This is a genomic window from Allobosea robiniae (assembly GCF_900102525.1).
GTDB classification, from domain to species: Bacteria; Pseudomonadota; Alphaproteobacteria; order Rhizobiales; family Beijerinckiaceae; genus Allobosea; species Allobosea robiniae.
Genome location: NZ_FNBZ01000005.1, coordinates 215634 through 227934, shown reverse-complemented (window position 1 = coordinate 227934; position 12301 = coordinate 215634). Strand labels below are relative to the sequence as shown.

The 12301-nt window shown below is 67.6% G+C and carries 10 protein-coding genes; 5 read left to right on the top strand and 5 right to left on the bottom strand.

All coding sequences use genetic code 11. The annotated features are described in order from the left end of the window. Positions 1–29 precede the first annotated feature (29 nt). The 3 genes from folK to folP are packed head-to-tail and all read right to left on the bottom strand — an operon-like array spanning position 30 to position 1748. Positions 30–545, bottom strand: coding sequence for a 2-amino-4-hydroxy-6-hydroxymethyldihydropteridine diphosphokinase (gene folK, locus BLQ70_RS15530; RefSeq protein ID WP_091858272.1), 516 nt, complete (start codon positions 543–545; stop codon positions 30–32). Further along, complete coding sequence (gene folB / locus BLQ70_RS15525) at positions 535–909, bottom strand: dihydroneopterin aldolase (protein WP_091858269.1); 375 nt, start codon at positions 907–909, stop codon at positions 535–537. The genes folK and folB overlap by 11 nt, the downstream gene beginning before the upstream one ends. Continuing rightward, entirely contained in the window at positions 906–1748 is an 843-nt protein-coding gene (folP, locus tag BLQ70_RS15520) for a dihydropteroate synthase (protein WP_091858266.1), read from the bottom strand. Before folP ends, folB begins: the two co-directional genes overlap by 4 nt. Positions 1749–1898: 150 nt before the next feature. Here folP and BLQ70_RS15515 point away from each other — a divergent pair, with 150 nt between their 5' ends. Together BLQ70_RS15515 and BLQ70_RS15510 are read left to right on the top strand one after the other, a co-directional pair. After that, positions 1899–2495 carry a histidine phosphatase family protein gene (locus tag BLQ70_RS15515; protein ID WP_061968679.1) on the top strand — a complete coding sequence of 199 codons (597 nt, stop codon included), beginning with the start codon at positions 1899–1901 and terminating at the stop codon, positions 2493–2495. 239 nt (positions 2496–2734) lie between these two features. Next, complete coding sequence (locus tag BLQ70_RS15510; RefSeq protein ID WP_425284583.1) at positions 2735–6754, top strand: Pls/PosA family non-ribosomal peptide synthetase; 4020 nt, start codon at positions 2735–2737, stop codon at positions 6752–6754. Between the two features lie 13 nt (positions 6755–6767). On the opposite strand, the gene BLQ70_RS15505 is transcribed toward BLQ70_RS15510, so the two are convergent. Then, complete coding sequence (locus BLQ70_RS15505) at positions 6768–7553, bottom strand: pseudouridine synthase (protein ID WP_091858263.1); 786 nt, start codon at positions 7551–7553, stop codon at positions 6768–6770. A gap of 376 nt (positions 7554–7929) precedes the next feature. Between BLQ70_RS15505 and aroC the strand changes: the two genes are divergently transcribed. Together aroC and ribB are read left to right on the top strand one after the other, a co-directional pair. Further along, positions 7930–9048, top strand: a complete 1119-nt coding sequence (aroC, locus tag BLQ70_RS15500) for a chorismate synthase (RefSeq protein WP_091858260.1) — start codon at positions 7930–7932, stop codon at positions 9046–9048. A 104-nt stretch (positions 9049–9152) separates the two neighbouring features. Continuing rightward, on the top strand, positions 9153–10433 hold the full coding sequence (gene ribB, locus BLQ70_RS15495; RefSeq protein ID WP_091858257.1) for a 3,4-dihydroxy-2-butanone-4-phosphate synthase: 1281 nt from the start codon (positions 9153–9155) through the stop codon (positions 10431–10433). 16 nt (positions 10434–10449) lie between these two features. Here ribB and BLQ70_RS15490 read toward each other — a convergent pair whose 3' ends face one another. After that, positions 10450–11379 carry a histone deacetylase family protein gene (locus tag BLQ70_RS15490; protein WP_091858254.1) on the bottom strand — a complete coding sequence of 310 codons (930 nt, stop codon included), beginning with the start codon at positions 11377–11379 and terminating at the stop codon, positions 10450–10452. Between the two features lie 222 nt (positions 11380–11601). Between BLQ70_RS15490 and BLQ70_RS15485 the strand changes: the two genes are divergently transcribed. Further along, on the top strand, positions 11602–12198 hold the full coding sequence (locus BLQ70_RS15485; RefSeq protein WP_061968670.1) for a L,D-transpeptidase: 597 nt from the start codon (positions 11602–11604) through the stop codon (positions 12196–12198). The last annotated feature ends 103 nt before the right edge of the window (positions 12199–12301 follow it).

Below are 12301 nucleotides of genomic sequence, written 5' to 3'. Positions count from 1 at the left end.
GTTCCGTCTGATCGATCCGATGCGGTGAGTTAACTGGCCAGTAGAGTCTTCAAACGATCCGTCGCGATATCGTCGCGGCGGATCGTTTCGTCTGTGGCCGCCGCCAGCAATTCGGTGACGCTGCGCCCGCCGATCAGGCGCTGCGGCAGGATCTCGGCCAGCGGCGTCAGCACGAAGGCGCGCTCGGGGATGCGCGGATGCGGGATCTGCAACCGCGCCTGGTCGATGATCGCGTCGCCATAGGTCAGGATGTCGATATCGAGCGTGCGTGGCCCCCAGCGCTCGCGGCGTTCCCGGCCGCCGGCGCGCTCCAGCTCCAGGCAGAAGGCGAGCAGGTCCTGCGGCGGCAAGGAGGTCTCGACCAGCACGGCCATATTGAGGAATTCCGGCTGGTCGGTCTTGCCCCAGGGCGGCGTGCGATAGATCGAGGACAGCTGGCCGAGCGTGATGTCCGGATGCGCGCGCAGCCCCTTCAGCGCCGCGGCGAAGGCCGCGACGGGGTCGCCGATATTGCCGCCGAAGGCGAGTGCGGCCTCAACCTTCACGCTGGAACCTCAGCTGGATGCCAACCGAGCCGAGCGTCGCCGGGATCGGCGGCGCCGGCTTGCGCAGGGTGACCTCGACGGCCTCGATCATCGGGAAGGCATCGAACAGCGCCAGTGCCACGGCGCGCGCCGCGCCTTCCAGCAGGTGGTAGCGGCGGGCCGTGAAGGCTTCGGCGACGATGGCGACGGCGCGGCCATAATCGACGGTGTCAGTGAGGCGATCGCTGGCGGCGGCGGCGCGCAGGTCGACATCGAGCACGAGGTCGATGACGAAGCGCTGGCCGAGCCGCTCCTCCTCCGAGAAGAAGCCGTGATAGGCGTAGATGTCGAGTTTCTCGATCAGGATGCGGCCGGTTTCGCTCACAGGTCTGCTTTCATGCTGTCTTCGATGGCGGCCCAGGTCTTGAGCGCGTCGATATGCGGGGCAACGTCATGGGCGCGGATGATGGCGGCGCCGCGGCTCGCGCCATAGAGATGCGCGGCGATGCTGGCGGCGAGCCGCTCGGCCGGAACCTCCCGGCCTGTGATGCGCCCGAGTGTCGATTTCCGGGACGCGCCGAGCAGGATCGGGCAGCCGAGCACGGCGAGCCGGTCGAGATGGCGGATCAGGTTGAGATTCTGACGTGCGGTCTTGCCGAAGCCGATGCCGGGATCGACAACGATCTGGCTCGAAGGAACGCCGGCTTGCGTCGCGATCGCGACCGAGCGCTCGAGGAAGCGCAGCACCTCCTCGAAGATGTCGAGCGAGGCGTCGATCGTGTCGCGGTTATGCATCAGGATGATCGGCGCGCCGGCTCGCGCCGCGACCTCGGCGATGCGGGGGTCGCGCTGGGCGCCCCAGACATCGTTGACGATCGAGGCGCCGGCCGCGAGCGCCGCTTCCGCCACTTCGGCCTTGTAGCTGTCGATCGAGATCGGCGTGTCGATCCGCGCCTTCAGCCCGGCGATGACCGGCAGCACGCGTGCCATCTCGGTCGCGGCATCGACGGTGGCATGGCCGGGTCTCGTCGACTCGCCGCCGATATCGACAATGGCCGCGCCTTCCGCGGCGAGGCGCGCGCCATGGGCGATCGCCGCCTCGGCATTCTTCAGCAATCCGCCATCCGAGAAGGAATCGGGCGTGATGTTGACGATACCCATGACGAGCGGCGTCGCGGAAAGCGCGAGGCTGCGGCCGTCGGGCAAGGTGAGGGCAGGGGACATGCGGTTCCGCTGGTGATTGGCAAGGGCGCTATACACAGGCCGTGTAAATTCGGCCACAGAAAGCGGCCAATTGTCGCCATCGGCTGAAAGCATGGCTGCGGGCGGCGCAAGGGCTTTGACCCTGTCCGCGGCAGCGTGCAGAAGCCCCGCATGGTCCCGCTCTCGCTGCCTCACCGTCTCATCCTCGTCCGCCATGGCGAAACCGACTGGAATCGGGAGGGCCGGCTGCAGGGCGGTCAGGACATCCCGCTGAACGATCTCGGTCGCCGCCAGGCCGCCGAGGCAGCCGGTCGGTTGAAGGCGCTGGAGCCGGCTTACGCCGATCTTGCCTATATCGGCTCGCCGATGCAGCGGGCGCGCGAGACCATGGACATCCTCCGCCGCGAACTCGCCCTGCCGGCCGGCGAATACCGCATCGATGACCGCCTGCGCGAATTGACCTTCGGCGAATGGGAAGGTTTCACCTGGCGCGACGTCCGCAAGGCCGAGCGCGAGCAGGCGCATCTGCGCGAGCGCGACAAATGGGGCTTCGTGCCGCCGGGTGGCGAGAGCTACCGCATGCTGGCCGAGCGCGTGCGGCCGGTTCTCGAAGGATTGCAGCGCGAGACGGTGATCGTCAGCCATGGCGGCGTGGCGCGGGCGGTGCTCGCCCTGGTCGGGGCGGTGGCGCCGCGCGAGGCCTCGATGGTCGAGATCTGGCAGGGCAAGCTGCTCGTCGTCAGCGGGAACAAGGCCGACTGGCTCTGAGTTAGCACGCAGCCGGGCCGTGGCATTCATGGCCCGTTCACCCGTGATTTTGCAGGGAGAATATGCTAGCGAGACAAGCGTGATGCGGCGGCCTGCCCGGTCGGGGGGCTCACGCGGATGTCGCGATGCACAGGCGACGATTCCGGTTTTCTTCACGAGGTGCGTGATAAGGCGCCAGAGGGCCGAGGGCAGGGCCTGCCGCGGCATCAGCGACGGGCCTTTCAGCGCAGCGGGGCGCGATGAACGATATGACGAAGCTGTCGGCGGCGTCTGACGCGGCTGCTGCCAACACACTCGCCATGCTGGCAGGCGAGAAGCGTCCCGATCTGATTCGGGACGAGGTGCTGGCCGAGATTTTCGCGGCGACCGCCGCGCTGCGCCCTGACCATCCCGCCCTCACGGATCTCGATCGGCGCCTGAGCTATGCCGAGGTCTGGGCTGCCGCTGGCCGGCAGGCACGCGGCCTCCAGCTCGCAGGCATCGGCCCGGGCGACATGGTCGGCCTGTGGATGCCGCGCGGCATCGACCTTCTCGTCGCGCAGATCGCGATCACGCGCGCCGGCGCGGCCTGGATTCCCTTCGACGCGGAGGCGCCGGTCGAGCGCATCGCGACCTGCCTCGACGATGCCGAGGCCAAGGGCATCGTCACCTGCACCGGCTGGGCCGGTCGGGCCGAGGCGACGGAGCGCGCCGTCTGGACACCTGAAGGCCTTGCCGCCGGTGCTGACGGAACCGAGCCGCCGGCGCGTCCGGCCGGGCTCACCGCCGACCATCCGGCCTATCTGATCTACACCTCCGGCTCGACGGGTACGCCCAAGGCGATCGTCATCAGCCACCACAACATCTGCCATTTCCTGCGCTCCGGAAACGCGCTCTACGGCTTCGGGCCGGACGACGTCGCGTTCCAGGGCGCTTCCGTCGCTTTCGACCTGTCGATGGAGGAGATCTGGACGCCCTATCTCGTCGGCGCGACCCTCTTCGTCGCCTCGCCAGAGATGATGGGCGATGCCGAGAAGCTGCCGGCGATCCTCAACGAGGCCGGCGTCACCATCATCGACACTGTGCCGACGCTGCTCGGCATCCTGCCGGCCGATGTGCCCTCACTGAAGTTGATCCTGCTCGGCGGCGAGGCGCTGCCGCCCGCGATCGTGCAGAAATGGTCGAAGCCCGGCCGGCGCATCCTCAACACCTATGGCCCGACCGAAGCGACCGTCGTCGCGACGGCGGCCGAAGTCGTCCCCGGCGAGACCGTGACCATCGGCAAGCCGATCCCGAACTACACGGCTTACGTTGTCGGCGAGGACCTGCGCCTCGTCCAGCCGGGCGAGCAGGGCGAATTGCTGATCGGCGGCCCCGGCGTGGCCAAGGGCTACCATGGCCGGCCGGAGTTGACGGCCGAAAAGTTCATCGCCAACCCCTTTGCAGGGGTCGCAGGCGAAGGCGATCCGATCCTCTACCGCTCCGGCGATGCGGTCAGCCTCGACGAGAACGGCAATATCGTCTTCCACGGCCGCATCGACGACCAGATCAAGATCCGTGGCTTCCGCGTCGAGCTCGGCGAGATCGAATCGAAGCTCGCCGACGAACCCGGCGTCGGGCAGGCCGCGGTCGTGCTGCGCACGGATGACGGCATCGAGCGGCTCGTCGCCTTCGTCGTGCCGGAGCCCGGTGTCGCGGTCGACGGCCCGGCGCTGCGCGCGGCCCTGCGCGAGAAGCTGCCGCCCTATATGGTGCCGGCGCATTTCGAGGCGGCCGGTTCGCTGCCGCGCATGGTTTCCGGCAAGGTCGACCGCAAGATGCTCAAGGCGGCGCCATTGACGGCGCCGAGCGCCGAGGGCGAGCAGGAGCCGCCGCGCAATGCGACGGAAGCCGCGCTGCTGGAGGCGGCCAAGCGCGTACTCGGCACGGCGAGCCTGCCGCTGGAAGCCGATTTCTTCATCGATCTCGGCGGCCATTCGCTGCTCGCCGCCCGCTTCATCTCGATCGTGCGCGAGACCCCGGCCTATGCCGGCATCACGTTGCAGGACGTTTATGGCGCGCGTACGCTCAGGGCGATGGCGGCGCTTCTCGACGAGCGCGGCATCGCCGTGGCCGAGGACCTGTCCTTCACGCCGCCGCCTTTCCTGCGGCGCTTCCTCTGTGGGCTTGCGCAGGCGGTGGCGCTGCCGGTCATCATCGGCCTGGCGACCGCGCAATGGCTCGGCGTCTTCGTCACCTACATGATCCTCTCGGGCGAGGACCTGCCGCTGCTCGGCCAGATTTTCGCGCTGCTCGGCGTCTATGTCGCGATCATCGTCGTGACAGGCCTGATTGCCATCGCCCTGAAATGGCTCGTGCTCGGCCGGACGAAGCCGGGCGTCTATCCGCTCTGGGGCGTCTATTATTTCCGCTGGTGGTTCGCCGCCCGCGTCGCCGGGCTGGTCCACATCAAGTGGCTGCAAGGCACGCCGGTGATGCGCTTCTACTGGCGTCTGCTCGGCGCCAAGGTCGGGCGTGACGTCATCATCTCCGATTACGAGGCCGGCGCCATCGACCTGATCGAGATCGGCGACTTCACGACCTTCGGCTCCAAGACCACCTTCGCCAATGGCGAGGCGATCGGCGACAAGCTGGTGATCGGCCGCATCACCATCGGCAAGGACGTCTCGGCCGGCGCCTCCGTGGTGCTCGGCCACGATTCGGTAATCGGCAACCACGCTGAAATCGGCGACCTGACAGCCATTCAGCCCGGAGCCCATGTCGGCGAAGCCGAGATCTGGGACGGCACGCCCGGCCGCAAGATCGGCACGGTCGATCTCGCCGCGCTGCCGCCGCAGGCCGAAGCCTCGGCGGGCCGCCGCGCGCTCATGACGGCCTTCTACATCCTGATGCTGGTGGTGCTGCCGCCGGTCAGCCTGCTACCGATCTTCCCGGCCTTTTGGCTGTTCGACAAGATCGACTACTTCATCGCCGGCTGGACCGATATCAGCTATCTCTGGTTCCTGCCGATCCTGACCTGGCCGACCGCGATTGGCCTGATCGCCTTCACCGTGCTGCTGATGGCTGCCTTGCGTTGGGCGATCCTGCCGCGCGTGACCTCGGGCTCCTGGTCGATCCATTCCGGCTTCTACGCCCGCAAATGGACGGTCGCCCTGGCGACCGAGGTGACGCTGGAGACGCTCTCCTCGCTCTTCGCCACCATCTATATGCGTGCCTGGTACCGACTGATGGGCGCCAGCATCGGCAAGGGCGCGGAGATCTCGACCAATCTCTCGGGACGCTATGACCTGACCGGCATCGGCGCCGGCAACTTCATCGCCGACGAGGTCGTCTTCGGCGACGAGGACATGCGCCGCGGCTATATGCGCCTCGACGCGACGCGCACGGGCGATCAGGTCTTCGTCGGCAATGACGCGGTGGTGCCGCCGGGCGCCGTCATTCCCGATCGCGTGCTGATCGGCATCAAGTCCAAGCCGCCCGCCAATGATCGCATGCAGCCCGGCGACACCTGGTTCGGCTCGCCGCCGATCCGCCTGCCGACGCGGCAGAAGGTCGATCTCGGCGCCGACTGGACCTACAAGCCCTCCTTCGCCAAGCAGTTCGGGCGCGGCGTCTTCGAGGCGCTGCATACCTCCTTCCCGGCGATGCTGTTCATCACCTTCGGCACGATCGCGGTCGACATGGTCTTGCAGCAGAAGATCAACGAAGGCGACTGGACCGGGCTCGTTCTCTCCTTCATGGGCGTCGCCATGGCGATCGCCATCGTGCAGGCCCTGATCTGCGCCGCCGTGAAATGGCTGATGATGGGCGTCTACAAGCCCGTGATGAAGCCGATGTGGTCGTGGTGGGCGATGCGCACCGAGGCGGTCGCGGTGATGTACTGGGGCCTCGGCGGCAAGGTGCTGTTCGACTACCTGCGCGGCACGCCCTTCCTGCCCTGGTTCCTGATGCTGTTCGGCGCGAAATACGGCAAGGGCGTCTGGCTCGACTCGACCGATATCACCGAGTTCGACTGCATCAAGGTCGGCGATTTCTGCACGGTGAACGCCCATTCGGCGCTGCAGACCCATCTCTACGAGGATCGGGTGATGAAGGTCGGCCGCGTGCGGCTCGGCAAGGGCGTCTGCGTCGGCGCCGGCGCGACCGTGCTCTACGACACCCATGTCGGCGATTACGCCCAGATCGGGCTGCTCACCGTCATCATGAAGGGCGAGAACCTGCCGGCGCATACGCGCTGGGAGGGCGCCCCGGCAGCGCCGGCGAAGGGGCCGGCGCACTGACGGAGCCGGCTGCTCAAGCCACGTTGATGCGAAGCTTGCCGACGGGATAGCCGGCAAGCGGCAGTGTGGTTTCCTCAGGGGCCAATTCGCGGACGGCGCCCTTGGCGAGATCGCCGAGTTCGAGTTCGCCGATCCTGACCCGGACGAGGCGCAGCACCGCGGCGCCGGCCGCTTCGACGATCCGCCTGATCTGCCGGTTGCGGCCCTCGTCGATCACCATCTCGACCCAGGCATTGCGCTCCCCGCAGCGCAGCAGGGCGGCCGAACGGATCGACAGCACCTCGTCTCCATCGACCGCTCCCTCTCTCAGCCTGGCCATGAAGGCGTCGTCCGGCACGCGGTCGATCTGGACATGGTAGGTCTTGTCGACCCCGGAGGCGGGATCGAGGATGCGCTGCGCCCAGCGCGTGTCGTTGGTCATCAGAAGCAGACCCTCGCTCGCCATGTCCAGGCGTCCGACCGGGGCGAGATGCGGCAGGTCTTTGCCCTCCAGGCAGGCATAGACGGTCTGGCGCCCTTCCGGGTCACTTGCGGTCGTCACGATGCCGCGCGGCTTGTTGAGCATCAGATAGATCCGCCGCACCGCCGTCACCGTCTGGCCGTCGACCGTCAACCGCGCCCGCTGCGGATCGATACGCAATTCGACCTGCCGCACGCTGCGGCCGTCGACCGTGACGCGCCCCTCGCGCACCAGCTTCTCGGCCTGTGTCCGCGAGCAATAGCCGAGCTTGGACAGCGCGCGGGCAAGGCTGACGCTGGCCGTCGATGCCGGCGCTGGGCGCCTGCGGAGAAATCTCATGATGAGTCTGGCCGTTGATCGCAGTGCCCCGAACAGGACCGGCCGCGCTCGAATGGTCGCGGCGGGCCAATGCTGGGGCAGCGGGGCGGCTTCGTCGCGGAAGCCCGTCTATGTCGGAAAACATGTGGCTCGCCGCCCGCAAGCAGGCTGGTCTAAAGCCGGATCGACCCCGAAGCGGCCCTGCCGGGCGGCTCGGGGCTAGGCTCCCGCGATGATGGGGCTCCCGGGGCGCCAGGAGCGCGAGGGGCAGGACGTCCGGCTCATGGCTGCGTTGAAGCGGCCAGGGCAGGCCTTGTCAACGGCCGTGGCGGCCCATGCGGGGTTTCGCCGCGCGCCGATCCGGCTTAAGAGCCGGTAGGAAACGTATCGGGCTCCCATGTCGCATAACAGCTTCGGCCATCTCTTCCGCGTCACTACCTTCGGCGAGAGCCATGGCCCGGCCATCGGCTGCGTCGTCGACGGCTGCCCGCCGCTGCTGCCGTTGACCGAGGCGGATATCCAGGGCGATCTCGACCGACGTCGGCCGGGCCAGTCGCGCTTCACCACGCAGCGCCAGGAGCCGGACCAGGTCCGCATCGTCTCCGGCGTCTTCGCCCGCGAGAGCGACGGCGTGCAGGTCACGACCGGCACCTCGATCGGGCTGATGATCGACAATGTCGACCAGCGCTCGAAGGATTATTCCGACATCAAGGACAAGTACCGGCCGGGCCACGCCGACTACACCTATGACGTCAAATACGGCATCCGCGACTATCGTGGCGGCGGGCGCTCCTCGGCGCGCGAGACGGCGATGCGGGTCGCCGCCGGCGCCATCGCCCGCAAGGTCGTGCCGGGCATGATCGTGCGCGGCGCCCTCGTCCAGATGGGCCCGCACAAGATCGACCGCGCCAACTGGGATTGGGACGAGATCGGCCGCAACCCGTTCTTCTGTCCCGACGCCAAGGCCGCGGCCTTCTTCGAGAGCTATCTCGACGGTGTCAGGAAATCCGGCTCCTCGATCGGAGCCGTGCTGGAGATCGTCGCCGAGGGCGTGCCGGCGGGGCTGGGCGCGCCGATCTACAGCAAGCTCGATTCCGAGATCGCGGCGGCGCTGATGAGCATCAATGCGGTCAAGGGCGTCGAGATCGGCGAGGGCTTTGGCGCGGCCGAGCTTTCCGGCGAGGCCAACGCCGACGAGATGCGCGCCGGCAATGACGGGCGCCCGCTCTTCCTCTCCAACCATGCCGGCGGCATTTTGGGCGGCATCTCGACCGGTCAGCCGATCGTGGCGCGTTTCGCGGTGAAGCCGACCTCCTCGATCCTGGCGACGCGCGCGACCGTGACGCGCACCGGCGGCGAGGCCGAGATGTTCACCAAGGGCCGTCACGACCCCTGCGTCGGCATCCGTGCCGTGCCGGTCGGCGAGGCGATGGTCGCCTGCGTGCTGGCCGACCAGTATCTGCGCCATCGCGCACAGGTCGGCGTCGTCGAGCCGCGCTGGCCGTTCCAGGAGTGAGGCGGAGTGGCTTTTGCCGCTGCGTCGCATCTTGCATTTCAGCAATACTGAAAATGCATCGATCGTTCATTGCAGGTGAAGTGGCGCCGTATTAGTTTCACGGCATGAAGCTCGACGTCTGGCTCCGGCAGAACAAGATCGCACGCAGCGCCTTTGCCAGGCAGGTCGACCTGTCGCCGGCCAGCGTGACCGCGCTCTGCAATGATCCGGCCGCCTGGATCTCCCGCGAAAGCGCCGAGCGCATCACCGCCGCCACCGGCGGCGCCGTCACCCCCAATGATTTCCTCGGCCTGTCCGGGCCGCGCGAGGCTGCCATGTCCAATAATGTCGCCGAGACCATCGAAGCCTTTGCCCGTGGCGAGATCGTCATCGTCACCGATGACGACGATCGCGAGAACGAAGGCGATCTCATCGTCGCCGCCTCGCTCTGCACGCCGGAGAAGATGGCCTTCATCATCCGCAACACCTGCGGCATCGTCTGCGCGCCGCTGACGGCGGGCGAGGCCCGGCGCCTGCGCCTCGATCCGATGGTCTCGTCAAACGATGCCCCGCTCGGCACGGCCTTCACCATCACGGTCGACGTCAAGCATGGGCTGACCACCGGGATCTCGGCCGAGCAGCGTAACAACACGGTGCGCGCGCTCGCCAACGGCAATATGGGCGCCGCCGATTTCGTCCGCCCCGGCCATGTCTTCCCGCTCATCGCCAAGGACGGCGGCGTGCTGATGCGCTCCGGCCATACCGAGGCCGCGGTCGACCTGTGCAAGCTCGCCGAGCTGCCGCAGGTCGGCGTCATCTGCGAGCTCGCCAATGACGACGGCACGGTGATGAAGGGCGCACAGATCACCGCCTTCGCCGAGAAGCACGGGCTGAAGCAGATCACCGTCGCGGACCTGATCGCCTATCGTCAGCTGCGCGAGAAGCTGGTCGAGCGCGTGCATTCCTTCCCGGTCAAGACCGAGTTCGGCGACGTGACCGGCCATGTCTATGTCACGCCTTTCGACAGCACCCAGCATTTCGCCTTCGTGATGGGCAAGCTCGGCGATGGCGAGAAGGTGCCGGCCAGGCTGCATCGCGCCGACGTAGTGGCCGACGTGCTCGGCGGCGCCGGCTCGATCCAGTGCGCGCTGCGGCGCTTCCAGCAGGAAGGCAAGGGCGTGCTGATCTACCTGCGCGACGGCAGCGCCGGCGTGCCGATCAAGAGCGTCGACGAGGAAGGTTCGGACGAATTGCGGATTCAGCAATGGCGTGAGGTCGGTCTCGGTGCGCAGATCCTGCGCGATCTCGGTGTCCGCTCGATCGTGAATCTCGCCTCCTCGCCGCGTTCCTTCGTCGGCCTCTCCGGCTTCGGCATCGAGATCGCCGAGACGTCGCCGCTGGAATAGGCGGCGCTTCGGGCGCTCAGCCCTCCATCAGCGCCGAGACATGGGCGGCGGTCGACTTCGCCAGCGCGTCGAGATCGTAGCCGCCCTCCAGCACCGAGACGATGCGGCCTCCGGCATGGCGGTCGGCAGCCTCCATCAGCCTCGAGGTCGCCCAGGCGAAATCGGCCTCGCGCAGGTTGAGGTCGGCGAGCGGATCGCGCCAATGCGCGTCGAACCCGGCCGAGATCACCACGAGATCGGGGCGGAACGCATCGATCCGCGGCAGGATCGCGGTCTCGAAGGCCTCGCGGAATTCGTCGGAACCGTCCCCGGCCCGCAAGGGGGCGTTGACGATCGTGCCTTGCGCACCGCGCTCCGAGGCCGCGCCGGTGCCGGGATAGAGTGGCATCTCGTGCACGGAGGCGTAGAGCACGCTGGCATCGTCCCAGAAGATGTCCTGCGTGCCGTTGCCGTGATGCACGTCCCAGTCGACGATGGCGACACGCTCGGCCCCATGCGCCGTCTGCGCATGGCGCGCCGCGATAGCGGCATGGTTGAAGAAGCAGAAGCCCATCGCGTGTTCGCGCTCGGCATGATGGCCGGGCGGGCGCATCGCGACGAAGGCGTTGCGCGCCTTGCCGGCCATCACCTCGTCGACGGCGGCGACCGCGCCGCCGACACCGCGCAACGCCGCCTCGATCGTACCGGGCGACATCAGCGTGTCCGCATCGACCTGCACGAACCCGGCCGCAGGCGCGGAGGCGATCAGCGCCTGCGCGTAGGATGCGGGGTGGCACAGCACCACCTGGTCGAGCGTGCCGAGCGGCGCTTCCAGCCGAATCAGTGCCGCGAAGCGCTCGGCTTCCAACGCCTGTTCGACCGCCTTGATCCTGTCGGCGCATTCGGGGTGGCCCGCCGGCATTGCATGCGCACGGCTTGCCGGGTGGGTGAAGAGCAGGGTCGTCAAGAGCCGTTATCCGCGCGCTGGAGCGGGCCAAAGGGTCATGCGTGGCCGGTTTGCCACGCCAAGCCGCCTTCCGAACGCCTGAAAGGGAACCGGATTGCGCCATCGCCGTTTGAGGCCTAGTGCTTCGCCGGACGGCCGCTTTTGGATAAGCGCTGGGCCGATACGAAGCGTTAACGTTCGATTCATCATAAAGGCTGCCTTCGGGTCGGCTCGGTGGGGACTATGAAGAAGACCGTTTTCGTAGCACTGGCGCTGTCGGCCCTGCTCGGCGCCTGCCAGTACAAGAGCGTCAGCGCGCCGGAGCTGTCAGCCCGCGATGCCGAATATATCGCGCTCGTCCCCAAGTTCGACACCTACCTGCCCTATCTCCCTTACGAGATCGCCGATCCGACCGGGCAGGCGCCCGGTACGGTCTATGTCGATACGAAGGAGAAGTTCCTCTACCTCGTCCTCCCCAACAAGAAGGCGATCCGCTACGGCGTCGCCACCGGTGACGAGGCTTTTGGCTGGACCGGTGAGGCTGTGGTGCAGCGCAAGGCGGAATGGCCGCGCTGGACGCCGCCGGCCGAGATGGTCAAGCGCTGGCCGCATCTGAAGCCGGTTGCGGGTGGGATGAATGGCGGGCCGGAAAACCCGCTCGGCGCCCGCGCGCTCTATCTCTACCAGAACGGCCACGACACGCTCTACCGCATCCACGGCACCAACGAGCCGGAGACGATCGGTCGCTCGGCCTCGTCCGGCTGCATCCGGATGCGCAATATCGACGCGATCGACCTCTTCAACCGCGTGCCGGTCGGCGCGAAGGTCATCGTCGTCTGATCGCATCGGACATGTCGGAGATTTCAGCGGGCGGTCTTCGGGCCGCCCGTTTTCGTTGGGGCACCTCCCGCCCAAGAAAAAGGCCGGTGGGAGCAAGCTCCGC